This is a genomic window from Desulfomicrobium salsuginis (assembly GCF_054657795.1).
Genome location: NZ_BAAHYA010000002.1, coordinates 1,049,071 through 1,072,818, shown reverse-complemented (window position 1 = coordinate 1,072,818; position 23,748 = coordinate 1,049,071). Strand labels below are relative to the sequence as shown.

Sequence of the window (23,748 nt, the reverse complement as noted above, 5' to 3'; positions counted from 1 at the left end):
TCTACCTGGCTTGCGCATACAGATGACAGGCCACCAGGCCCGGTGTTTTTCCATCGTCAAGGAGCTGCGGCGTGACGTTGCGGCAGACGTCCATGGCGTGCTCGCAGCGAGGGTGGAAGGCGCAGCCCGAGGGGATGCTGGTCAGGTTGGGCATCATGCCCGGGATCTGGTGCAGGCGCCGCTGGCCGCCGCTGCCCTGGGGCAGGGCCTTGATGAGCCCCTGGGTGTAGGGGTGGCGCGGTGCGCCGACGATCGTGTCCGTGGGTCCCTGCTCGACGATGCGGCCGGCGTACATGACGCAGATTTTCTCCGTCACCTGCGAGACCACGCCCAGGTCGTGGGTGATGAGGATGAGGCCCATGTTCTCGTTTTTGCACAGTTCCAGAAGCAGGGCCATGACCTCGGCCTGGATGGTCACGTCCAGGGCCGTGGTCGGTTCGTCGGCGATGATCAGGCTCGGGTTGGTCAGAAGCGAGATGGCGATGACCACGCGCTGCCTCATGCCGCCAGAAAGCTCGTGGGGGTACTGCCCCAGACGCTTGCCCGGCGAGGAGATGTAGACCTTCGAGAGCTTCTCAAGGGCGATCTCCCGGGCGTGGGCCTCCGAGACCCTGTTGTGGGCCAGGATGGTCTCGACCATCTGCGTGCCGATGGTCAGCACGGGGTTAAGGGTCATCATCGGGTCCTGGAAGATCATGCTGATGCGGTTGCCGCGGATGTCGCGCATCTGCTCCAGGGGGTAGGCGCTGATCTCCTCGCCCTCGAAGAGGACGCGGCCCGAGGCGATGAAGCCCGGCTTGCTGATCAGGTTGATGATGGAGAAGCCGGCCACGGACTTGCCGGCGCCGGATTCGCCCACCAGCCCCATGCGTTCGCCGGGGTTCAGGGTGAAGTTGATGCCGTTCAGGGCGGTCAGGTCGCCGGAGCGCAGCCGGAACTTGACCACCAGATCCTGTACGTCGAGGAGGTGCGTCATGTCCGGGTCATCCTTTGTAGAGTTTGGGGTTGAGGACGTCCTGCACCCAGTCGCCCAGGAGGTTGATGACCAGGATGAGGAGCACCAGCAGGAAGCCGGGAAACATCGTGATCCACCACGAGCCGCTGAAGATGTAGTCGAAGCCCGAGTTGATGAGCGACCCCAGCGACGGCTTGGTGATGGGCATGCCCAGCCCCAGGAAGGACAGGGCCGCCTCGCTCATGATGGCGTGGGCCACCTGCACCGTGGACAGGACCAGGATGGGCGACATGGTGTTCGGCAGGATGTGCCGCCACATGATGCGACCCGACGGCAGGCCCATGACGCGGGCCGCCTCGACGTACTCCTTCTTCTTCTCGGCCAGGACCGAGGCGCGCACCGTGCGGGCGTACTGAGGCCACTCGGCGATGCCGATGACCAGCACGAGGAACGGCACGGCCATGCTCTCGAAGGCGGCCACGCCGAAGATGGCCTGGAAGATGGCCGAGAGGAAGATGGCGACCATGAGGGTCGAGAAGCTCAGCTGCACGTCGGCCATGCGCATGAGGAAATTGTCTATCTTGCCGCCCTTGTAGCCGGCGATGAGGCCCAGCACGATGCCGATGGCGGCCTGCAGGAAGGTCGCCCCGATGCCGATGACCAGCGAGATGCGCATGCCGTAGAGCATGGTGCTCAGCATGTCGCGGCCCTGGGCGTCGGTGCCGAGGAGGAATTTCTGGTCCGCGTTGTCCATCCAGACCGGCGGGATCTCCGAGTCCATGATGTCGATGGTCGTCGTGTCGTAGGGGTTGTGGGGCGCCACGAGCGGGGCGCCGAAGGCCGCCAGGGCCAGCAGGGCCAGGACGATGAAGCTGCCCATGGCCACGGGGTCGTGCAGGAAGCTGTAGAGAAAGTAGGAGCCGCGGAAACGTTTCCAGAGATTCATCACTTCCTCCCCGTGATGCGGACCATGGGGTTGACCAGTCCGTAGATGATGTCGACCACGGTGTTGACCACCACGAAGATCACGCCGACGAAGATGAGGTAGGCCACCAGGAGCGACGTGTCGGCGCGCTCGACTGCCTCCAGGAACAGGAAGCCGAGGCCCCCCCACTGGAAGACCGTTTCCGTCAGGATGGTGAAGGCGATCATGGTGCCGATCTGCACGCCGCCCACGGTGATGACGGGCAGCAGCGTGTTCTTGAAGGCGTGCACGAACCAGATGCGCACCCGCGGCAGTCCCTTGGCCCAGGCGAACTTGACGTACTCGGTCTCGAGCACCTCCATCATCTCCGAGCGGATGAGGCGCACGAAGAGAGGCAGCATGAGGGCCGTCAGGGCCGTGGCCGGCAGCAGGAGGTGTTTCAGGCCGTCGACGGTCAGCAGGCCCGATTCCCAGCCCCAGACGTTGACCGTTTCGCCGCGGCCGTAGGAGGGCAGCCAGCCCAGCTTGATGGAGAAGACGTAGATGAGGAGGATGGCGATGAGAAAGATGGGGACGGACACGCCGATGGTGCTGAAGCCCATGATCAGCCGCGAGAGCAGGCGCTTGGGGTAGATGGCGCTGTAAATGCCCATGGGGATGGACAGGACCACGATGAGGACCGAGCAGACCAGGACCAGCTCCAGGGTGGCCGGGGCCTTGCTGACGATGACCTCCATGGCCGGCTTCTTGTAGAAGAAGGACTGGCCGATGTTGCCCTCCAGCACCGCGCCTTTGAGGAAGCGGCCGTACTGGACGAGGAAGGGGTCGTTCAGGCCCAGCTTCTCGCGGATGGCGTCGCGCTCGGCCGCCGAGACCGAGATGCCGGTCAGCTCGCGCACCGGGTCGCCCACGTTCTGTTTCAGGGCGAAGCCGATGAAACTGATGATGAGCATGACGACGATGGCCTGCAGGACGCGTCGGACAATGAATGCGAACATGTGTCAATCCGTGGTGGTCCCGGCTCGGACGGTATGCCGGGGTTGGTTCAAAAAGGGGCAGGCTTCGTGAAAAGCCTGCCCCGCGTACACAGTGTCGGAGGATGGATCAAGCCTTTTGCCATCCATGCCGACAAATCGATCATAGGTCAAAGGCGCCTATTTGATGACCAGGTCGCCGATGTACGGGAAGTCCATGATGTTGACGATGGGCTCGATGTCGATGCCCTTCTTGGCTGCCCAGGACAGGTTCTGCCAGTGCAGGGGCACGTAGGCGGCGTCCTCGTAGGCGACCTTTTCCACTTCCTGCAGCAGGGCCTTGCGCTTGGCGCGGTCGTTCTCGACGTTGGCCTTGTTGACCAGTTCGTCGAGCTTGGCGTTGCAGTAGTTGCCGCTGTTGTACTGGCCCTTGCCGGTTTCCTTGTTGGGGCACATCAGCAGGTACTCGGAGTAGTTGGCGGAGTCCTCGGTGTCGGAGTGCCAGCCGATCATCTGGATGTCGGCCACCTGGGCGTCGAACTCGTCCCAGTACTGGGCCTTGGGCATGGTCTTCAGGCTGACCTTGATGCCGATCTTGGAGAGCATGGAAACCACGGCCTCGGCGATCTTCTCGTCGTTCACGTAGCGGTTGTTGGGGGCGATCATGGTCGCCTCGAAGCCCTTCTCAAAGCCGGCTTCCTTCATGAGCTGCTTGGCCTTTTCCAGGTCGAAGCGGGGCTTGAGGCCTTCGACGTAGCCGTCGAAGCCCTCGGGGCCCTGCTGCTGGGCGGGCGTGGCGGTGCCCTTCATCAGCTTGGCCGCGATGCCGGCGTTGTCGATGGCGGCGATGACGGCCTGGCGGACCTTGAGGTCAGCGAATTCGGGCTTTTTCTTCTGGTTGAGCTGCAAGGTGATGATGCGCGAGCCGGCCATGGTCACCATGTTGATGTCCTTGTTGGTGCTCAGACGCTCGAAGTCCTGGGGCGGGACCGGGGCGATGAAGTCAACGTCGCCGGACAGCAGGGCGGCGGTGCGGGTGGCGTTTTCCTTGATGGGGGTCAGGACGATCTCGCTGACGTTGCCCTTGCTGTCCTTGTCCCAGTAGTCGGCGAAGCGCTTGTAGACCATCTTCACGCCGTGCTCGCGGGACTCGACGGTGAAGGGGCCGGTGCCGGACTCGTTCTGGTTGGCGAAGGAGTATTCGGTCTTGACGATGGCGTCCTTGGGCAGGCCCTTCTCGTCGGTGCCGGTGTAGAACTTGGAGTCCAGCGGGAAGATGTAGGTAGCCATGTTCTCGACCAGCGGGTAGGGCTCGGTGGTCACGATGTCGATGGTGTAGTCATCGATGATCTTGGGCGCGGCGAAGGACGTGAACAGGCCCTTGAAGTCTTCGCTCTTCTTCAGGCGGTCCATGGTCCAGGCCACGTCGGCGGCGGTGAAGGGGTTGCCGGAGTGGAACTTGACGCCCTTGCGCAGGTGGAAGCGCACGGTCAGGTCATCGATGCGCTCCCATTTTTCGGCCAGGCGCGGCTCGAACTTCATGTCCTTGGTCCAGCGGATCAGCGGGTCGAAGCACAGGTGGGTGTACTGCAGCATGCCGCCCGAAAGCTGGACGTGCGGGTCCATGGACTCGGGGTCGGCGTCGAGGGCCATCTTCAGCGTTTTGCCCTGGGCGGCCGTGGCCAGAAAGACGAAAGCCAGAGCGAGAAAGAGCAGTTTCTTCACAGCGAACCTCCTTGGATGGTGAACCGATATCTCTTCCCGCAGGGAACGTCCCGGCGGGATTTTTCACGTAGTCGAGGCGTACCGAATTGAAGGTGCGGGCGTTTGGCCCGAAGTTCGTTTCCGAGAGTTGTCAATGATGTGGCAACTTACATATCTGATTATGGAAAATAACTGAAGCGGGAATTTTTCCGGCCAGGTCATAGATTATCGTTTTTCATGACTGAGTGATCGCCCGATTTCACGGAGGGGCTGGACTTTGCAGGGCTTTCGCGGCATTTGATCGGATGAGGCGTGGACTCGATCTCGACCATCTCCCCCTTCGGAGGCACCTATGCGTTTCGTATTCACCCTGCTCATGTTCGTACTCACGTGCCAGCCTCTCCATGCCAGGAATCTGGTACTTGCGCCGTTGCCCATGGAAAGCCGCGAGACGGTCCTCAAGCAGTTCATGCCCATGGCCCGCTACCTGCAGCAAAGCCTCGGCCATGAGGTAGTCTTCGACTACTCCGACAGCTACGAACAAATTCTTGAAAAGTTCATGCAGGGCCGCATCGACCTGGCCTACCTCGGCCCTTTGCCCTATGTCTCCCTCAAGAAAGTCTGCCCCGATGCCACTCCGCTGGTCCATTTCCGAGAGGCCAGCGGCGACCCCCTCTACACCTGCGCCATCGTGGCCCCGGCCGACAAGGGGCTGGTCCTGGAGGGCCTGGAGAACCGCAAGGTCGCCCTGACCCAACCTCTCTCCACATGCGGTTTTCTCGCCACCAACGGCCTGCTGCGCGAACGCGGCTCGGCTCTTTCCCGCAACCTGTACCGTTACCTGGACAAGCACGACGAGGTGGCCAAGGCCGTGGTTCGCGGCGAATTCGACCTCGGGGGGATCAAGACCGCCATCGGGCGGAAGTATGCGCACCTCGGCCTCACGATCATGGCCGAAAGTGCGCCGATGCCGTCCTTCGCCCTGGTCGGCAACGCCGCGACGCTTTCGCCCGCGGAGCGGGAGGCCATCCGGCAGGCCCTGGCCAGTCTGGACCCTGACGGCAAGGACAAGGCCATGCTTTCCTCCTGGGGCGAAAACCTGCGGTACGGTTCCGTGCCCGCGGACGACGGCGATTACGCCCCGGTCCGGGCGCTTCTTGGCAACGACGTCATCCCCGAGGACGGGAACTTCTGATGGCGTCGTGGCGCAACGCCGCCATGGAGCGCCACCTCCTGCTGGCCCTGGTCCTTCTGCTGTGCCTGGGAGCCGGCGTGTTCCTGCGCGCCAACCGCATCCAGAAGGAGAACGCCCACTTCTCGGAGCAGCGCAGCATCCTGGAAACGGCCTACAAGGCCAGCGCCCGGATGTACGGGCTGTCCATGCAGAGCTTCTACGAAACGTCCCTGAACACGCCCGAGGTGCTCGGCATCATCGCCCAGGCGGCCGGAACCGAAGGCCAAAAGCGGGACCTGGCCCGGGGGAAGCTGTACCGGACGCTGTTCCCGACCTTCGAGGCCATGCGGCGGCAGAACCTGCGGCAGCTTCACTTCCACCTGCCCGACGGCAGCAGCCTGCTGCGGTTTTACATGTCCGATCGCTACGGGGATAGCCTCATGGAGATGCGGCCCCTTGTGCGCACGGTCACCCAGTCCGGGCAGCCGGCCCAAGGTTTCGAGGCGGGAGGGACCGCCACGGGATATCGCTACATTTTTCCTCTCAAACTGGACGGCAGGCTGGTCGGCAGCGTGGAGACGCTCATCTCGACCAAGGCCCTGCGTGATTCCCTGGCCGGCCTGGACCCGCGTCGCGAGTATTCCTTCATCCTGTCGCGCGAACTGACGTCGCGGGCGCTCTTCCCAGAACAGGGCTGGCTGTACAGCGAGTCACCCCTGAATCCGGACTTTCTGGTCGAGGACGCCAACGCCCTGCTGCCGACCAGCCCCCCGCCGCTTTCCGCCGAGGCGCTGGCCATCAACCGCCTGCTCGCGAAGAACCCCAAACTGCGGCAGGCCATGCGCGACGGCGCGTCCTTCGCGACGACGGTCAGCGCGGCGGCGAAGGACTACGACGTCATTCTGTTGCCCATGCTGGACGTCGAGGGCCGTACCTCCGGGTACCTGGTCAGCTATTCCCCGGACACGGTCGTGGCGACCTTCAGGCAGGAGTTCACGACCTTCGTCGTCCTGCTTGTCTCGGTTTCGGCCATGTTCCTGGCGCTTCTCCTGCGCTTGCGCGAGAGCACCGTGGCCCTCGAAACGGAACGCGGCAACCTGCGCGTCATGAACGACGCCCTGGCCGAAGGCGTCTACATGACGAATCCGGTGGGGGAGATCGTCTGGATGAATCCGGCAGGGTGCGAGCTGCTCGGCTACCCGGCCGGGGAGATCGTCGGGCGCATCGGCCACGACATCTTCCATTGCCATGAAGGGAACGCCCATCTGGAGCGCGGACGCTGCCCCTTCCAGTCGGCCTTGGACCGGGGGGAGCCCTACGACGCGGAGGACTGCTTCAAGGGCAAGGCCGGAAACCTGCTGCACGTCGAGGTCGCAAGCCGTCCCGTGGTCAAGAACGGCGTCCATGCCGGTTCCGTCACGGCGTTCCACGACATCAGCGAACGCAAGAGAACGGAGCTGGCCCTGCGCGAGAGCGAGGAACGGGGCCGGAAGCTGTCCACCGTGGTCGAGCAGAGCCCCGTCAGCGTCATGATCACGGGCATCGACGGGGCCATCGAATACGTCAACCCGAAGTTCGAGGAGAAGACGGGCTTCAGCTTGGCCGAGGTCATCGGGCAGAATCCGCGCATCGTGAAATCCGGGCTCATGGCGCCCGAAGTCTACGAAGACCTGTGGAAGACCATTCTCGGCGGCGGGGCCTGGAAGGGGGAACTGCACAACAAGCGCAAGAACGGCGAGCTGTTCTGGGAATACGTGACCATATCCCCCATCCGCAGCGCCGGCAGCATCACGCATTTCGTCGCCCTCAAGGAAGACATCACGGAGCAGAAGATCATGCGGGAAGCCCTGCGGGAGAGCGAGTCCCTGCAGCGCACCCTCATGGAGCATCTGCCCGTGGGGCTGGTCATCATCGACGGCCAGACCCGGGTCATCGAGAGCCTCAACCCCGCCGCCGCACTGCTTTTCGGCGCCCCGCAGGAGGATATCGTCGGCAAGCGCTGCCACCACTTTCTGTGCCCGTCGAACGAGCAGAGCTGCCCCATCGTGGACCTGGGATGCCAGATCGACAATTCCGACCGCGTCATGATCCGCGCCGACGGATCCTCCCTCCCGGTCCTCAAGACCGTGACCCGCATCCGCGTCGGCGGACGGGAGAAGCTGCTCGAATGCCTCATGGACATCAGCGCGCGCAAGGAGGCCGAGGAGGCCATGCAGCGCCTCAACAGGCAGCTCGAAAAGGCCATCGCCAGGGCCGAGGGGCTGACGCGGGAGGCCGAGGTCGCCAATCAGGCCAAGAGCAGCTTCCTGGCCAACATGAGCCACGAGATCCGCACGCCCATGAACGCCATCCTGGGCATGGTCCATCTGGCCCTGGGCACTGAACTGACCCCGCGCCAGCGGGATTATCTGCTCAAGGTCGAGCGTTCGGCCAAGACGCTTTTGGGCATCCTGAACGACATCCTCGATTTCTCGAAGATCGAGGCCGGCAAGATCGTCATCGAGCACATCGAGTTCGACCTCTGGGAGGTCCTCGACAATGTCGCCACGGTGGTCGGCGTGCGCGTGCCGGAGAACGTGGAGTTCGTCGTCACGGTCGACGCGCGGGCGCCCAGATTCCTGCTGGGCGATCCCCTGCGGTTGGGGCAGGTCTTCATCAACCTGGCGGGAAACGCCGCCAAGTTCACCCACGAAGGGGAGATCCGCGTCAGCGTGGTGCCCGAGGACTGCGATGCGCGCCACGAGGCGCGGCTGCGGTTCGAGATCATGGATACGGGCATCGGGATGAGGCCGGAACAGGTCGAGTCCCTCTTCACCCCCTTTGCCCAGGCCGACGCTTCGACCAGCAGGCGCTACGGGGGCAGCGGGCTCGGGCTCCCCATTTCCCGGCACCTTGTGGAATTGATGGGCGGGAAGCTGCTGGTCGAAAGCCAGCCCGGCCACGGGAGCGTCTTCACCTTCACGATCGTGTGTCCCGTCTCCCCGCGCTCATTTTCCGACGAAGAGCGGATTCGCCCGCCTGACGGATTGGAGAGTATGCGGGCATTGGTCGTGGACGACGTGGATTCCTCCCGCCAGTTCATTCTCGACTGCCTGCGGGAGCTCGGGATGCACGCCGAAGGCGTCGCGTCAGGCGCTGCGGCCCTGGAGTCCCTGTCGGACGCGCCCCGGGGAACGCAATGGCTCGTCCTGGTCGACTGGAAGCTGCCGGACATGGACGGAGCGACCCTGCGGGAGCGGCTCCGGACATCGGGGGCTCCGGACGCCAGAGCAGTCCTGCTGTGTCCCTTCGCCCAGGAGGGCATGATCAGAAACGCTCCGGCGCTTGGTTTTTGCGCCGTGCTGACCAAGCCGGCCAGCCGTCCGGCCCTGGCAAGCGTCCTGCGCGAGGCCCTGGGCGTGCCTGCGGAGCAGGGGCGGTTCTGCCGCGTGTCCCCCAAGGACGGCGACAGCGTGGTCTGCCATGGCGGGCGCATCCTGCTCGTCGAGGACAACGAGCTCAACCAGCAGGTGGCGCGGGGCATTCTCGAGCAGGCGGGCCTCACCGCGGTCACGGCCGCCAACGGCGAGGAGGCCCTGCGGCTTGTGCGGGCGCAGGAGTTCGACCTGGTCTTCATGGACATCCAGATGCCGGTCATGGATGGCTTCGAGGCCTCACGCCGGATCAAGGCCGACCCGCGCCTGGCCGGATTGCCCATCGTGGCCATGACCGCCCATGTCCTCCCCGAGGAGCGCCAGAAGATCAAGGACGCCGGCATGGACGACCAGGTATTCAAGCCCATCGACCCGGCCGAGGTCTTCCGGGTGCTGAACACCTGGCTGCGCGCCCCCGTCCCCGCGCCCGTCCTTGACGCGCCGCCCTCCTGCCCGGGCATCCCTGCGCTGCGGGACATCGACACGCAGGGCGGGATCGCCCGCCTCATGGGGGACGGCGAGGCCTATGCGGAGGCGCTGCTGCTCGTCCGCCGCGAGTACGGGCAGTCCGCGTCACGGATTCGGGAGCTCCTGGACCGCGGCGAGACGGTGGAGGCCCGCATGATCGTGCACTCCCTGCGCGGCATGTGCGCCAACATCGGGGCGCATCGGGTCGAGGCAACGGCGGCGGACCTTGAGCGGCGGCTGGCCGGCGATGCGCCGGGCGACCATGCCGAGGCTTTCACGCCGTTTCGCGACGCCTTCGAAGCCATGCTGGAGGAAATCGGTCGCCTGGAAGTTCGCGAGGTCTCCTGCCGCCAGGGGCTGGAGCTGGACGTCTCGGCCCTGGCGTCCCTGCTCGATGAACTGCTGCCGGGGCTGCGCTCGCGAACCCCGATGAAATGCCAGGCCGTGGCGGACAGGCTGTGCGCAGCGGCGGTACCCAAGGCGTTTCGGGAAGACGTGGACCGCATCTGCGCCCTGACGGAGCAGTACGACTTTGCTCCGGCGCTGGCCCTGGCGGAAAGGGTGCTGGACAAAATCAAGAGAGACGCATGATGGACCTGTCGCAATGCCGGGTGCTCGCAGTGGACGACACCAAGCTCAATCTGGACATACTGGTCAACACGCTGGGCAAGAGCCATGAACTGGCCGTGGCCCTGAATGGGGCCTCGGCGCTGGAGATGGCCGCGGAGTCGCCGCCGGATCTGATTCTGCTGGACATCATGATGCCCGGCATGAACGGCTACGAGGTCCTGGAAAGGCTCAAGCGGCACCCTGCCACGGCCGAGGTGCCGGTCATCATGCTTTCGGCCCTGTCCGACGTGGGCACCAAGGCGCGGGGCTTTCAGCTCGGGGCCGTGGACTACCTGAGCAAGCCCTTTGAAGTCGAGGAGCTCAAGGCCCGGGTGAGGACCCATCTTCTCCTGGCTCGGGCCCAGCGGGATCTGCGATGCCAGAACGAACGCCTGGAGGAGATGGTGCGCGAGCGCACCCGCGAGGTCATCCAGACCCAGCAGGCGACCATCGAGAGCATGGCCGCCCTGGCGGAATACCGCGACCCCGAGACCGGGCAACACATCCATCGGGTCAAGGGGTATGTGACCATCCTGGCCGAGGAGCTGCGGACGCACCCGCGCTTCGCCGGCACCCTGACCCGCGACTTCATCGAACTGCTGGGATTGTCCTGTCCGTTGCACGACATCGGCAAGGTCGGCGTGCCCGACCACATCCTGCTCAAGCCGGGGCCGCTGAGCAACGAGGAGTTCGCAGAGATGCGCCGGCACACCGAGTACGGCCGGGACGCCATACTCTCGGTGCAGCGCAAGCTCGGGGCCATGCCGTTTCTGCGCATGGCCGAGGACATCATCTTCACCCACCACGAAAAATGGGACGGCAGCGGCTACCCGCAGGGGCTGGCCGGCGAGGGCATCCCCCTGTGCGGGAGGATCATGGCCCTGGCCGACGTCTACGACGCCCTCATCAGCCGCCGGGTCTACAAGCCGCCCTTCACCCACACCAAGGCCGCGGAGATCATCCTGCAAGGCGCCGGGACGCATTTCGATCCGGACATCGTGGAGGTGTTCGCGGAGTTTTCCCAGGCCTTCCGGCAGGTGGCCCTCTTCAACTCCGAATCGGACGAGCAGCGCGAAAATCTGGCCCGGTGACGGCTTCCGTTCAGTCGCCCTGCGTGTTGCCCGTCGGGAAGGGGCGCCCCTTGCGCTGGTGCCTGATGACGGCGTTGGTGTGCTCGCGCAGGGTGCGGCTGAACTGGTGGGATCCGTCGGATCGGGCCACGAAGTAGAGGAAATCGTGCTCTTCGGGGCTTGAGGCCGCCTGGAGCGAGGCCTTGCCGGGCGAGCAGATGGGGCCGGGCGGCAGGCCCGGGTGGACGTAGGTGTTGTAGGGGTTGGAGGCGTCCTGCAGGTGCGAGCGGCGCAGGTTGCCGTCGAAGGTTTCGCCCAGGCCGTAGATGATGGTCGGGTCGCATTGCAGCAGCATGCCCAGGCGCAGGCGGTTGGCGTAGACCCCGGCCACGGTGGGGCGTTCGGCGGGGACGGCCGTTTCCTTCTCGACGAGAGAGGCCAGGATGACCAGGCGGTGCAGGGCTGCGGAATCCCCGGCCTGGGGCAGGTCCGCCACGCTGGCCCGGAAATGCTCCAACAGGGCGTCGAGGATCGGGTAGGGGTTCTGGTCCGGGATGCGCGCGAAGAAATAGGTCTCGGGGAAGAGGTATCCTTCGGCGTCCGTGGCGTTGATGCCTTTGGACAGCAGATAGTCGCGGTCCCGGCAGGCCGCCAGGAACCGCTCCGACGTGGTCAGGCCCGTGGCGTTCACGGCCTGGGCCACCTCGCGCATGGTCAGCCCTTCGGCGAAGCTCAGGCGGTAGAGGATGGGCTTGCCGAAGGCCAGGACTTCCAGAATTTGCCTGGGGCTCATGGCCCTGGAGAGTTCGAACTCTCCGGCCTGCAGGGGCAGCTTGCGGTAGCGTCCGTAGGTCCGGAAGGCCTCGGCGTGCCTGATCAGCCCTTCCTCCTCGAGTTTCGCCGACACGCCGCGCAGGTTTTCGCCCGTCTCGACGCGAAAGACGGTCGTCGCGTTCGATTCCGGGTCGATGGGCGTCTCCACGTAGCGCCAGGCGGCGTACAGTCCCGCCGCGGCAGCGATGCCCGCCGCAAGAATCACCGCCAGGACGAGCTTCATCCACGTCTTCATGAATTCCCCAGATAGGTTTCGAGGATGCACACGGCCGCCATCTGGTCGAGCATCTCGGCCTGCCTGCGCGCCGGCACGCCGGCCTCGCGCAGGCGTTCACGTGCGTCGAAGGACGTCAGGGCCTCGTTGACGAGGTGGATGGGCAGGTCCATGCGCCGGGCCAGGCTGTCGCGGAAGTTCAGGACCTGCCGGGTGGTCAAGGTCTGCCTGCCTTCCATGTCCAGGGGCAGGCCCAGGACAACTGCCTCGACGCCCTCGGCCGCGATGACGGCCAGCAGGTCGGCAAAGAGCTTGTCCCTGGTGCTTTTGGCCAGCGTTCTCAAGGGAAAGGCCATGCCGCCTTGGGCGATGGCCAGCCCGATGCGCTTCTGACCGTAGTCGATGCCTAAGAGCTTCATGCGGGTTTCCGGTTCCGTCAGGCCGTGGCCGTCACGACCTGTACGCCGGACTGAACCTCGGACTTGGCCAGCTGCCTGTGGAATTCCTTGCGCCAGTTCTCGCCGTGGCGAAGCCTGGCCAGGTATTCCAGGGTGTGCAGCACGTCGCGCTCGGCCCCCATTTCCAGGAGCGTCCTCTGGATGCCGATCTTGCACGAGGGGCAGCCGACGATGATCGGGCCGTCGGCGGAGTAGCCCGCGAGGTCCGTCGAGAGCTGCTCCTTCTTGCGCGCCCGCAGGCGGTTGTAGATCCGGGGCGAGGTCAGGGCGCCGAGCCCGGATTCACCGCAGCAGTAGGGCGAGATCGAGACCTGGGCGCCCACCAGCTTTCCCACCTCGCGGGCGTAGATGTCCCCGGCCTTCAGCGGCGGCACCCCGGTCCACTCGTGGTGGCAGGCCGCGTGGTAGAGCAGGCGCTCCGGCCCCTGGCCGAAGCCCGCCTTGGAGTTCTGGATGATGAACTGCACCACGTCCATGTGCTCCACCTGGCGCGTTTCCAGGGACTTGAGGCGATAGTCCTTGATGCCCTCGCGGCAGGTGCCGCACGAGGTCAGCACGGCCTTGACGGCGAAGCCGGCGGTCTCGGCCTGGCGGATCAGGTTTTCGAGGATCTTCTGGTTCTCCTTGCCCATGCGCTCGAACTGGTCACGGCAGCCCGAGGCCAGCAGCGGATAGCCGCAGCACAGGTGGTCCGGCGGCAGGACCACGCTCACACCGGCGTCGAGGAGCAGGCGCACGGCGGCCATGCCGATGGAGCGGTAGAAGAGGCTCGCCCCGCAGCCCGGGAAGTAGATCACGGCACGTTTGCTGGGCGCGTCCTTGGGCGAAATGACGTTGCCCTTGGCGAGGTGCAGGCCTTCCTTGAGATTCTTGAACTGGGTGGAAGGCCCCTTGCCGCGCAACAGCGGGCTGTCGAGGCGTTCGCGCCACTTGGCGGGCAGCAGGTTCACGGCCCGATTTCCAAGCTCCTGGCCGATGCCGGCGATCTTGGCCACCTTGGGCAGGGTGACCTGCGGGTCCTGGCTCAGGAGGTTCAGCACGCGGTTCTTGAAGGGGTGCCCGCCCGCGCCCTTTTCCTCGAGGTAGGCGCGCATCTGCAGCGTCACGTCCTGGGTGCGGATCTTGACCGGGCAGATGGCATAGCATTTGCCGCAGGCCGTGCAGTGCTCCAGGATCTTGCGCAGTTCGCCCAGGAGCTGGGTCTGGGGTTCGCCGTTCTGCAGCTGGGAATAGTAGATGGCCTCGACCAGGGCGCCGAGTGTGATGTTCTTGTTGCGCGGGTGGAAGAGCAGGCCCTTCTGGGGCAGGTACATGGGGCAGACCTGCTTGCACTTGCCGCAGCGGGTGCAGGTCTGCACGTTCAGCAGCAGGTTGATGAGGCTCTCCTTGCCCGGGAGCGCCGTCTTGTTGATGTCCTTGATCAGGCGGTTGAAGGAGAAGGTATAGGGCACCACCACCAGGTCGCGCTGGGTCAGCTTGCCGGGGTTGAAGATGTTGTTGGGGTCGACCTTCTTCTTGTAGGCGCGCAGGGCCGCGATCTTCTCCTCGGCCAAGAACCCGATCTTGGTGATGCCGATGCCGTGCTCGCCCGAAACCTGGCCCTTGAATTCCAGGACCTTGTGGAAGAGCTTCTCCACGGCCTCTTCGGCCAGGGCCAGCATGCGCGGGTCGTTGGAGTTGACGGGCAGGTTGACGTGGCAGTTGCCGTCGCCGGCGTGCATGTGGTTGGCGATGACGACGCGCGTGTTCTGCATGTTCTCGAAGATCTTGCCCAATTCCTCGTGCAGCTTGGGGTACTTGCCCTTGAGGTGCTGGAAGAAGAAGGACGTCTGCAGCTGCAGTTCCTGTTCGGGCAGCTCGTCCTTGCGGATCTTGCCCTTGATGATGGACGAGGCCACATCCATCTCCATGCGCACGAACTCGTCGTCGACCTCGATGCCGGGCAGGACCTGCACCTGCTGCAGGGCCTCGCGGTAGGCGATGGCCAGGTAGTAGAGGTTCTGCTCTTCCAGGAAGTCCGAGAAGTCCGGAATGACCTCCAGGGGGATGACGATGTCCTCGTTGAGCTTGAATCCGCTGGTGCGTTTGGAGATGGCCGAGAGCTGGTGCCGGTCGTGCCAGAAGACCTCGGCCTCGCGTTCGTCGGCGGCCACGAAGCTGTCGACGTTGTCGTAGCCCGCGCAGATGTCCGTGATGCGTCGCACGGCGTCGAACACGGCCTCCTCGTCGGTGGAGTCGAGCTGGACGATGAGCACCGAGATGGGGATGCCATCGAACTTCTGGGACTTCTTGGAATACTCGATGGCCTGAACGTACTTGATGCCGAACTCCTCCAGGGCCGAGAGCTTGACCAGGTCGCCCTGGGTGCGGATCTCGTTGCGCAGGGCCACGATGTCCTTGATGACGAACATGGCGTTGCGCATGGAGTTGCCGTAGAATTCCAGGCACATGACCCGCGAATGGGGCAGGATGGGGTGCAGGGTGAAGGTGGCCTCGGTGATGACGCCGTCCACGCCCTCCTTCTGCACGCCGGGCAGGCCGCCCAGAAACTTGTTGGTCACGTCCTTGCCCAAGGCCGTGCCGCGGATCTCGTCGCCCTTGAGGGTCAGAAGCTCCTTGCGGTTGCCGAATTCGTCGAGGATTTCGTACGTGGCGGCCTCGTCGGGCATGATCTTGTGCCAGGGGTGGTCCACCCGCCTGACCTGGATCAGCTCGCCCGTGGGCAGGACCATCTTGTAGGACAGGAGGTTGTCGAGCGTCGTGCCGTACTCGAAGGCGAAGGGCCCGCCGGCGTTCTCCGAGACGTTGCCGCCGATGGACGAGGCCGCCTTGGAGGCCGGGTCCACGGTGAAGAGCATGCCCTTGGCCGCCGCGGCCTGGATGGCGTTCAGGGTGATGACGCCCGACTGCAGGGTGATGGTCCGGCCCTGGACGTCGATGTCCATGATGTCTTTCAGGCGGCTCAGGCTCAGGATCACGCTGCGCGGCTTGGCCGGCACGGCGCCGCCCGTCAGGCCGGAGCCTCCGCCGCGGGGCACGATGGGGAAGCCCATCTCGTTGGCCAGGCGGATGATGCCCTGGATCTGGGCCGTGTTCTCGGGGAAGACCACCAGGGCCGGCAGTTCCATGCGCAGGTCCGTGGCGTCGGTGGAGCATTCGATGAGGTTGTTGGCCGCGGTGACGATCTGCTCCTTGTCCAGGATTCTGGACAGGCGCTCCACCAGGGCGGCCCTGAACTTCTGGTCGGCTTCCCAGTTCTGCCAGAAGCGCTCCAGGCAGCCCGAAAGCTCGCGGAAGTATTCCGGCGACAGGGCTGCGCGTTCGGCCTGCAGCCGGGCGTTGACGCTCTGGCGGACGTCCTTGGGCGGGATGAACGGATTGTAGCGGATGATGAACAGCTCTTCGGCCAGGTCCAGGGCCAGCTGCTGCAGGTATTCGGGCCAGGTCTGGAACTCTTCGAGGGGAAGTCCGAGGACGCGTTTGACCAGGCGTTCGGGGGCGAGGGATATATGTGGTCCTTTCTGGGGCATGGCGATTTCCGTTGGTCTGGCCTGAGGGCGGGCCGTTGCTGAAGGCGCGGCGCGGGGGAAGGGTATCCGCGGTCACGAAAAAAGATAATTTTTAATCGCAAGACAGGGGGTTGGCAAGGCGAAAAGGCGGGGCAGGCCGGGAGCGCCCGCCCGGCGCGGTACGCCGGGCGGGGGTGCGGGTCAGAACGAGGACGCCTCGCATTCAAGGCTGCGGGCGTAGATGTGCCCGGGGTCGGCCATGGTGTCCAACAGCCCTGCCCGGGCCTGGACCATGGTCATGAGCTTGTGCAGGGTCGGGGACTGGGGGGCGAGCAGGGCCTGGCCGGAGGAGAAGAAGGCCTGCATGAATTTTTCCTTGGCCGTGGGTTCCCGGCGCAGCTCCTTGCTTTCGACGGCGGTCAGCCCGGCCAGGGTGCCGGCCGTCTTGACGGCCTCGTCCAGGTCGCCGAGCTGGTCCACGAGCCTGGCCTCCTGGGCCACCTGACCGAGGAAGACCCGGCCCTGGGCCATCTTCTCGACATCATCGGGAGCCATGCGGCGGCCGTTGGCCACGCGGCTGATGAAGAGGTTGTAGCCGAACTTGAGGAGATGCTCGATGGACGCCTCGACCTTGGGCGCCAGGGGGCGCAGGGGGTTGCCCAGGTCGGCCAGGGAGGTGGTGCCGATGCCGTCGCTCGTTATGCCCACAGATTCGGCCGCGTTCTCGAAGGTCGGGAAGGCGGCGAAGATGCCGATGGAGCCCGTCAGGGTCGTGGGTGCGGCCACGATGCGGTTGGCGCCCGCGGCGATCCAGTAGGCGCCGGACGCGGCCACACTGCCCATGGACACGACCACGGGCTTGCCGGCTTCCTGGGTGCGCGCGATTTCGTGGTGGATTTCCTCGGAGGCCGCGGCGCTGCCGCCGGGGCTGTCCAGGCGCAGGACCACGGCCACCACGGAGGAGTCCTGCCGGGCCTGCCGGAACAGTTCGGCCAGGGATTCGCTGCCCGTCATGCTTTCGGGCTGCTTGCCGGGCATGATGGGGCCGCGGGCGCGGATGACGGCTACGAGTTCCTTGGCCTTTGACGCATGGGCCGCCGTCATGGCGAGGTAGTCGCGGAAGGAGACGCGGTGCATGTCCCGGGACTTCAGGCCGGTCTTGCCTTCGAGGAACTGGTCGAACTGGTCGCCCGTGCGGATGTCGTCCACCAGCCTGGCCGTCACGGCCAGCTTGGCCGCGTCGCCCTCGACGTCGCGCAGCCGGGTGTCGATGTTCTCGACGTAGGCCGTGATGTCCGCCGCGGTCACGCTGCGGTTCTTGCCCAATTCCGCGAGGTAGGCCTGCCACAGGCCGTCGAGCCACTGGCGGCTCGATTCGCGCGCTTCATAGGACATGGAGTCGCGCATGAAGGGTTCGGCCGCCGACTTGTAGTCGCCGACGCGGTAGACGTGGAAGTTGATGCGCAGCTTGTCCAGGAGGCCCTTGAAGTAGGTCTGGTACATGCCGAAGCCGTTGATCATCACCCCGCCCAAGGGGTTCACGGAGACCGAGTCGGCGTAGGAGGCCAGCAGGTACTGGCCCTGGGTGTAGAACATGGCGTGGGCCAGGACGGGCTTGCCCGTTTCCTTGAAATCCCGGATGGCCTTGCCGATGTCCGTGAGTTTCGTCGTGTCGCAGCCCTGCAGGTCGCGGGGGTCGATGACCATGGCCTTGATGCGTGAATCCGTGGCGGCCCTGCGGACGGCGTCGATGACGTCCTGGGCCTTGGTCTCGTCGGCCACGGCCGTCTCGCGCCCGAGCTTGAGGAAGGCCTCGGCCGGGTCGGGCGGCGTGGTTTCCTCCACGAGGGTGCCGGAGGGGTTGAGCAGCAAGACCGAATTGGAGTCCAGGGTCTCCTTGGTGTCGGAGAACACGGCCACCAGCAGGACGATGATGACGATGATGAAGAAGATGTTGGCGAAGGCGTTCCGGATGCCGGTCAGCACCTTCCAGACTATGCCGAGAACCTTGGTCAGACGGGAGAGTATATCCACGATGTCCGCTCCTGTTATTGTTGCAGCGCCAATCTTCCGTAGGCGGCCTGGCCGAGTGAGATGCATGCGTCGTTGGGTGGCAGAGCCTGGTGCGTGAGCACCGTGAGGCCTTCCCGTTCGAGCAGTCCGGGAAGGGCGGCGGCCAGCGTCAGGTTCTGCATGACCCCGCCGCTCAAGGCCACTGTGGAGCAGCCGCACTGCCCGGCCAGGCGGACGCAAAGCCCGGCAAGACCGTCCATGAGCCCGAGGTGGAAACGTCTGCTGATTCTGGCCGAAGGCTCGCCGTCGCGCCACTGCGCATGGACCTGGGCGAAGAGCTTCAGTGTATCGAGTTCCACGAGGCCGTCATGTTCGATGATGGGGCACGTATATCCGTCTTTTTCGCTTTTGTCTTGTATGGCTTCGAGCCGGATTGCGGCCTGTCCTTCGTAGGAGATGCGGTCGCAGACGCCGAGCATGGCGGCGACGGCGTCGAAGAGGCGCCCGCAGCTGGAGGACAGGGGGGAGTTCAGACGGCGGTCGAGCATCTGGGCCACGACCCTGTCGGCCGCGACGTGCTCCGCCAGCCACGGCCACGGTTTTCCGCCGTCGGCCTCGATGCCGAGGGCGTGCAGGAAGGCCCGGGCCAGCCGCCACGGCTCGCGGGCCGCGGCGTCGCCGCCGGGCAGCATGACCTGGGAGAAGCGCCCCAGGCGCATGTGCCGCAGTTCGCGCGTGTCCACCAGCAGCGCCTCGCCGCCCCAGACGGTCCCGTCGTCGCCCAGGCCCGTGCCGTCCAGGGCCAGGCCGATGGCCGGGCCGACGTGGCGGTTTTCGGCCAGGACCGCGTGGATGTGGGCGTAGTGGTGCTGCAGGGGCAGGCAGGGCAGGCCCGAGGTGCGGGCGAATTCTGTGCTCATGAAGTCCGGGTGCAGGTCGTGGACCACGGCCGTGGGCCGGACTTGCAGGATGTCGGCCAGGTGGGCGGCGATCTCCTGGAAAAAACCGTAGGCTTCGAGGTTCTCGAGGTCGCCGATGTGCTGCGAGACGAAGGCCTGCCTGCCCTTGGTCAGGCAGAGGGTGTTCTTGAGCAGGGGGCCGGTGCCGAGCACGACGGGTCCGTCCTGGGCCAGGTCAACGGGCGCCGGGGTGAAGCCGCGCGCCCGACGGATGAACTGGGGCGCGTCGCCCACGGCGCGGACCACGGAGTCGTCGCAGCGGATGAGGATGTCGCGGTCGTGCAGGAGGAAGGCGTCGGCGATGGTCCCGAGCCTGCGCAGGGCCTCGCGGTTGCCCAGGCAGATGGGTTCGGAGCTCATGTTGCCCGAGGTCATGACCAGGGCCGCCGGAGCGGCCAAGGAGGACAGTTCGTCGAAGAGCACGTGGTGCAGGGGCGTGTAGGGCAGCATGACGCCCAGGTAGTCCGTGTCCGGCGACAGCCCCGGCGCGAGCCCGGCTCCCTTGCGGCGCCTGGCCAGGACGATGGGACGCTCCCGGCCCGTGAGGAGGCGCGTCTCGCATTCCGAAAGCTCGCACACGGCGCGGGCGGCTTCCAGGTCGCGGACCATGATCGCCAGGGGCTTGTCCCTGCGGTTCTTGCGCTCCCGCAGCAGGGCCACGGCCTCCCGGTTGCGGGCGTCGCAGGCCAGGTGGAAGCCGCCCAGGCCCTTCATGGCCGCGATGCGGCCCGCCTGGAGCAGTTCCGTCACGCCGCGGATGGCCGCGTCGTTCTCGGACATGGTCCGGCCTTCCCGGTCCGTCAGCCACAACCTGGGGCCGCACACGGGGCAGGCGTTGGGCTGGGCGTGGAAGCGGCGGTCCAGGGGGTTCTCGTATTCCGCCAGGCAGTCCGGGCACAGGGGGAAGCAGGCCATGGACGTGGTGGCGCGGTCGTAGGGGATGGAGCGGGTGATGGTGTAGCGCGGCCCGCAGTTGGTGCAGTTGGTGAAGGCGTAGCGGTGGCGGCGGTTCGCCGGGTTGCGCAGGTCCGCGATGCAGTCGTCGCAGGTGGCCACGTCGGGGCTGATGAGCACCTGGTGGCCTGCGCCGCCGGTGCTCTTGAGGATGCTGAAACCTTCCTCGTCGGGGTGGGGGGCGACGGACTCGCGCTCCCAGGTCACGATGCGGGCCAGGGGCGGGACGTTCGCGTTGAAGCGGGCCTCGAAGGCGTCGAGCCTGTCCCTGGTCCCCTGCACCTCGATGAGCACCCCTTCGGGCGTGTTCAGCACCAGGCCGCTGACGCGGGCTTCCAGGGCGGACTTGTAGACGAAGGGCCGGAATCCGACCCCCTGCACCCCTCCGGTGATGATCCATTTCCAGCGTTCTATGGGCATTGGGTATCCGATGTCTGCGTGATGCGCTCGTCGGGCGGCCGCGCATGGCGGCTGTCCCTGGCCGAGCGGGAAGCCTGGTTCATAGCCTCAAGGCCGCGGCGACCGCAACATTGACCTTTCCGGACCGTGTCCGTATGAAAGTGAGCCCCGAAAAATCCTCCAAGTCGTTTCCCCGACAAGGAAAACCCGATTATGCACAATTACGCCGACCTGCATGGGCGGTTCATGCGCGCCGGGCATCTGGCACATATCCTCGACGAGTCCCACGCCCTGATCATCGTCCTCGATGCCGAGCGCAGGCTCGTCCACTGCTCCAAGGCCGTGCTCGACCTCGTCGGCGCGGCTCGCCTCGACGAGCTCTGGGGTCTGCGGCCCGGGGACTTCCTGCACTGCGCCAACGCCTGCGAGGCCGGTTGCGGCGCCGGTTCCCTGTGCGGGGAGTGCGGCGCGCTGCTGGGCATCCGCTCCGGCCTGGACGGGATCGCGGCCGAAACGGAATGCTCCCTGACCCTCATGTCGCAGGATCAGCTGCAGGCCCGGGAATTCAAGGTCAGGGCCATCCCCGTGTCCCTGGACGGCCAGCCCTTCGTGGCCGTGTCCCTGCAGGATTGGACCCACGAGAAGCGCTGCCGCTCCCTGGAGCAGGTCTTCCTGCACGACATCCTGAACACCGTGGGCGCGGTCAAGGGCATCCTCCATTTCCTGCGCGCGGACATGACCGGGGACAACCGGGAACTCCTGGACACCATCCTGCCCTATTTCGACCTCTGCGTGGATGAGATATCCGCCCAGCAGAAGCTTCTGGCCGCCGAGAACAACGAACTGCGGCTGAGCCTGGAGCGCTTTTCCCTGGGCCAGCTCCTGCAGGGACTGGCCAACATCCACACCCAGCACGCCCTGGGCAGGGGCAAGGACATCGTGGTCGAGATGGAGACCACGGCCGACGAAGTCATTTCCGACCGCACCATCGTGCACCGCATGTGCATGAACCTGCTCAAGAACGCCCTGGAGGCCACGCCCGAAGGCGGGACGGTGCGCATGCGGGCCGGCGTCGGGCCGGACGTCTTTCATGTCTGCGTCCACAACCCCGGTGCCATGCCCCAAGACGTGCAGCGCCATCTCTTCCGCCGCTCCTTCTCCACCAAGGGGCAGGGGCGGGGCCTGGGCGTCTACAGCGTGCACCTGCTCTGCGCGAACTACCTGCAGGGCCGGGTCTGGTTCGAAACGGGCGAGACCGGCACGACCTTCCATCTGCGCATCCCCCAGGGGCAAGACCTGCAGCAGGCCTGACGGGTCCGCGCCGGATCGGCCTCAAGTCCTCAGGAACCGCCGCGGCGCGACAGCCATGCGCGGCGGATGAGGCTCTTCAGCAGAACATCGGGCCGGAAGGACTCCGGCTTGAGGTTTTGCGGAAGTTCAAAGCCCGCAGCGTCGAAATCTCCCGGACACAGTCGCGAAAAATTCAGTTCATCGGTCCTTGCCCCGGCCAGCCCCGCACGTTCGCAGGCCCTCCAGACCGGAAAGAACTCTGGCGGCGCCCCGAGCACCAGGGCGCCGGCCGTGTCCAGGGCCACGGGGTTCGCGCTGGCGGCGAGGAGCCCCAGGGGGAACGGGTCGCCGGCGATGGGGCCCGTGCGGTGCATGGCCTCCACGCCGTCCATGAGGCTGACCACGGGCGGCAGGACATCCATGAGCCCGCAGATCATGTCCGCGAACCGCCCGCCCTTGTCCCCGTGCACGGCGTGCAGCCAGGCCTTGCTCACGCCCGTGACGCATCCGAACAGGTTCTTGACCGCGCCGCTGTAGCGCATCTGCGAATGGGCCTTGAACTTGGGCAGGTTCAGGATGAGGTCCGCCTCCAGTGCGTCGGCCGAGACCGGCACGCGCACGGAGCCGCTCGTCACCTTCACGCCGCGGCCGAGGGTGACGACGGGCACGCCCAGGGGGCGCAGCATTTCCGGCAGACCGATGGCTGAGGCGACGGCCTGGGCCGTGCCGAAGGCCGGGGAGTCCCCGACGGTGACGCGCGCGCCGCATTCCACGCAGTGCCGGGCCGCCGCGGCGATGACCGAGGCGTGGGTGCAGCACAGGGGGGCGCCCTTCAGAGCCACGAAATTGGGCTTGATCAGCACGCGGATGCCGGAGATGTCCGGCAGGAGCCGAGCCAGGAGAAGGGAGACGGTTTCGGGGGCCAGGGAGTAGTCCCGGGCCCGCTCCATGAGGACGTCAGGCACCGAAGGCCTGGTTCAGGGCCTTGGAAATGACCCGCACGTGGGCCTTCTCCTGTTCGGCCAGGAGCATGTAGGTCGTGGCGGCCTCGGGGTCGGCGTCGCGCGTGGCCAGACCGCGGTAGAGATCGTAGGCGTAGTATTCGATCTCGCAGGCCAGTTCCAGCAGACGCAGCTTGCGGTCGTCAGGGTTTTTCCCCAGGCGGGCCATCCAGGCCGAGATGGGTTTGCCGCCCTCCATGATCTTGCCGTCGAGACGCTCGAAGAGCGCTTCGAAGGACTCCGGGGCAGGGGCCTTACGGTGTTTGGACCAGTAGGTGAAGATGCTCTTGGCGTGTACTTCCTCCATGCCGCCCAGGTCCTTGAGCATGTCGCCGAGTTCCGTGCCGGCGTATTCCTGGGCGAGGTCCCGGTAGAAGAGCCAGGCGCCCTTTTCCATGTTCATGGCGCGGTAGAGCGTCTGGGCCAGCGGCATATCCCGCGGGAAAAGCTCGAGGTGCGGGATGTCCTTGAGCTCCTTGCCTTCCCAGCCGGCGATTCCGCCCACGAGGTTGTAAATCATGCCCTGTCGCGGCCCGATGTCCTTGATCAGGGCCGCGGCCACGGCGGACCTGCCGCCAGTGCGGCAGTAGAGGATGAGGTTCTGCTCGCTGCCCAGTTCGCCGATGCGGTTCTCGATCTCGGGTAGGGGGATGAGCTGGGCGCCGGGAATGTGCCCTTCCGCGTACTCGCGGGGTTGCCGCACGTCGATGAGCAGGTAGTTGCGTTCCCTGGTTTTGGTGCGGAATTCCTCCAACTCGTCCGGGAAGATATTGATCACGTTCCTGCTCATTGCCGCCTCGTATGTGGCCAAGGTTGATCGAAGCC

At 65.6% G+C, this 23,748-nt stretch carries 15 protein-coding genes; 4 read left to right on the top strand and 11 right to left on the bottom strand.

Annotation, left to right across the window (positions count from 1 at the left end; all coding sequences use genetic code 11):
• Nucleotide 1 precedes the first annotated feature (1 nt).
• The 4 genes from ACYQ3G_RS11985 to ACYQ3G_RS11970 all read right to left on the bottom strand — a co-directional run bounded on the left by ACYQ3G_RS11985 (nucleotide 2) and on the right by ACYQ3G_RS11970 (nucleotide 4,579).
• The gene (locus ACYQ3G_RS11985) at nucleotides 2-976 is read right to left on the bottom strand and encodes an ABC transporter ATP-binding protein (protein WP_459826053.1); all 975 of its coding nucleotides are present in this window, start codon (nucleotides 974-976) and stop codon (nucleotides 2-4) included.
• 7 nt (nucleotides 977-983) lie between these two features.
• Complete coding sequence (locus ACYQ3G_RS11980; protein WP_459826052.1) at nucleotides 984-1,901, bottom strand: ABC transporter permease; 918 nt, start codon at nucleotides 1,899-1,901, stop codon at nucleotides 984-986.
• The gene (locus ACYQ3G_RS11975; protein ID WP_459826051.1) at nucleotides 1,901-2,878 is read right to left on the bottom strand and encodes an ABC transporter permease; all 978 of its coding nucleotides are present in this window, start codon (nucleotides 2,876-2,878) and stop codon (nucleotides 1,901-1,903) included. The genes ACYQ3G_RS11980 and ACYQ3G_RS11975 overlap by 1 nt, the downstream gene beginning before the upstream one ends.
• Nucleotides 2,879-3,034: 156 nt before the next feature.
• Nucleotides 3,035-4,579 (bottom strand): ABC transporter substrate-binding protein, encoded by a 1,545-nt coding sequence (locus tag ACYQ3G_RS11970; protein ID WP_459826050.1) that lies wholly within the window; start codon nucleotides 4,577-4,579, stop codon nucleotides 3,035-3,037.
• 331 nt (nucleotides 4,580-4,910) lie between these two features.
• On the opposite strand from ACYQ3G_RS11970, the gene ACYQ3G_RS11965 reads away from it, so the two are divergent.
• Genes ACYQ3G_RS11965 through ACYQ3G_RS11955 form a run of 3 tightly spaced genes read left to right on the top strand, consistent with a single transcriptional unit; the run spans nucleotide 4,911 to nucleotide 11,313 of the window.
• Nucleotides 4,911-5,753: a PhnD/SsuA/transferrin family substrate-binding protein gene (locus ACYQ3G_RS11965; protein ID WP_459826049.1), complete on the top strand. Its 843-nt coding sequence runs from the start codon at nucleotides 4,911-4,913 to the stop codon at nucleotides 5,751-5,753.
• Nucleotides 5,753-10,204 (top strand): PAS domain S-box protein, encoded by a 4,452-nt coding sequence (locus ACYQ3G_RS11960; protein WP_459826048.1) that lies wholly within the window; start codon nucleotides 5,753-5,755, stop codon nucleotides 10,202-10,204. The genes ACYQ3G_RS11965 and ACYQ3G_RS11960 overlap by 1 nt, the downstream gene beginning before the upstream one ends.
• Entirely contained in the window at nucleotides 10,201-11,313 is a 1,113-nt protein-coding gene (locus ACYQ3G_RS11955) for an HD-GYP domain-containing protein (RefSeq protein ID WP_459826047.1), read from the top strand. The genes ACYQ3G_RS11960 and ACYQ3G_RS11955 overlap by 4 nt, the downstream gene beginning before the upstream one ends.
• Before the next feature lie 10 nt (nucleotides 11,314-11,323).
• Here ACYQ3G_RS11955 and mltG read toward each other — a convergent pair whose 3' ends face one another.
• The 5 genes from mltG to hypF form a co-directional block, all read right to left on the bottom strand.
• Nucleotides 11,324-12,361: an endolytic transglycosylase MltG gene (mltG, locus tag ACYQ3G_RS11950; RefSeq protein ID WP_459826046.1), complete on the bottom strand. Its 1,038-nt coding sequence runs from the start codon at nucleotides 12,359-12,361 to the stop codon at nucleotides 11,324-11,326.
• A complete protein-coding gene (gene ruvX / locus ACYQ3G_RS11945) occupies nucleotides 12,358-12,759 on the bottom strand; it encodes a Holliday junction resolvase RuvX (protein WP_459826045.1) in 402 nt (133 codons plus the stop codon). The genes mltG and ruvX overlap by 4 nt, the downstream gene beginning before the upstream one ends.
• A 17-nt stretch (nucleotides 12,760-12,776) precedes the next feature.
• Entirely contained in the window at nucleotides 12,777-16,328 is a 3,552-nt protein-coding gene (locus tag ACYQ3G_RS11940; RefSeq protein ID WP_459826044.1) for an FAD-binding and (Fe-S)-binding domain-containing protein, read from the bottom strand.
• A 180-nt stretch (nucleotides 16,329-16,508) separates the two neighbouring features.
• Nucleotides 16,509-18,341, bottom strand: a complete 1,833-nt coding sequence (sppA, locus tag ACYQ3G_RS11935; RefSeq protein ID WP_459826043.1) for a signal peptide peptidase SppA — start codon at nucleotides 18,339-18,341, stop codon at nucleotides 16,509-16,511.
• 14 nt (nucleotides 18,342-18,355) lie between these two features.
• Nucleotides 18,356-20,653, bottom strand: coding sequence for a carbamoyltransferase HypF (hypF, locus tag ACYQ3G_RS11930; RefSeq protein WP_459826042.1), 2,298 nt, complete (start codon nucleotides 20,651-20,653; stop codon nucleotides 18,356-18,358).
• A 192-nt stretch (nucleotides 20,654-20,845) separates the two neighbouring features.
• On the opposite strand from hypF, the gene ACYQ3G_RS11925 reads away from it, so the two are divergent.
• Entirely contained in the window at nucleotides 20,846-21,943 is a 1,098-nt protein-coding gene (locus ACYQ3G_RS11925) for a PAS domain-containing sensor histidine kinase (protein WP_459826041.1), read from the top strand.
• Nucleotides 21,944-21,972: 29 nt separating this feature from the next.
• Here the strand turns inward: ACYQ3G_RS11925 and ACYQ3G_RS11920 are convergent, their stop codons facing one another.
• Nucleotides 21,973-22,887, bottom strand: coding sequence for a DUF362 domain-containing protein (locus ACYQ3G_RS11920; RefSeq protein WP_459826040.1), 915 nt, complete (start codon nucleotides 22,885-22,887; stop codon nucleotides 21,973-21,975).
• Nucleotides 22,880-23,713, bottom strand: coding sequence for a rhodanese-like domain-containing protein (locus tag ACYQ3G_RS11915; RefSeq protein ID WP_459826039.1), 834 nt, complete (start codon nucleotides 23,711-23,713; stop codon nucleotides 22,880-22,882). Before ACYQ3G_RS11915 ends, ACYQ3G_RS11920 begins: the two co-directional genes overlap by 8 nt.
• Between the last annotated feature and the right edge of the window lie 35 nt (nucleotides 23,714-23,748).

What these genes read in the sequence shown, in the direction of transcription:
- ACYQ3G_RS11985 (WP_459826053.1), bottom strand. Translation starts at nt 976, where the DNA reads ATGACGCACCTCCTCGACGTACAGGATCTGGTGGTCAAGTTCCGGCTG.
- ACYQ3G_RS11980 (WP_459826052.1), bottom strand. Translation starts at nt 1,901, where the DNA reads ATGAATCTCTGGAAACGTTTCCGCGGCTCCTACTTTCTCTACAGCTTC.
- ACYQ3G_RS11975 (WP_459826051.1), bottom strand. Translation starts at nt 2,878, where the DNA reads ATGTTCGCATTCATTGTCCGACGCGTCCTGCAGGCCATCGTCGTCATG.
- ACYQ3G_RS11965 (WP_459826049.1), top strand. Translation starts at nt 4,911, where the DNA reads ATGCGTTTCGTATTCACCCTGCTCATGTTCGTACTCACGTGCCAGCCT.
- ACYQ3G_RS11960 (WP_459826048.1), top strand. Translation starts at nt 5,753, where the DNA reads ATGGCGTCGTGGCGCAACGCCGCCATGGAGCGCCACCTCCTGCTGGCC.
- ACYQ3G_RS11955 (WP_459826047.1), top strand. Translation starts at nt 10,201, where the DNA reads ATGATGGACCTGTCGCAATGCCGGGTGCTCGCAGTGGACGACACCAAG.
- mltG (WP_459826046.1), bottom strand. Translation starts at nt 12,361, where the DNA reads ATGAAGACGTGGATGAAGCTCGTCCTGGCGGTGATTCTTGCGGCGGGC.
- ruvX (WP_459826045.1), bottom strand. Translation starts at nt 12,759, where the DNA reads ATGAAGCTCTTAGGCATCGACTACGGTCAGAAGCGCATCGGGCTGGCC.
- ACYQ3G_RS11940 (WP_459826044.1), bottom strand. Translation starts at nt 16,328, where the DNA reads ATGCCCCAGAAAGGACCACATATATCCCTCGCCCCCGAACGCCTGGTC.
- hypF (WP_459826042.1), bottom strand. Translation starts at nt 20,653, where the DNA reads ATGCCCATAGAACGCTGGAAATGGATCATCACCGGAGGGGTGCAGGGG.
- ACYQ3G_RS11925 (WP_459826041.1), top strand. Translation starts at nt 20,846, where the DNA reads ATGCACAATTACGCCGACCTGCATGGGCGGTTCATGCGCGCCGGGCAT.
- ACYQ3G_RS11915 (WP_459826039.1), bottom strand. Translation starts at nt 23,713, where the DNA reads ATGAGCAGGAACGTGATCAATATCTTCCCGGACGAGTTGGAGGAATTC.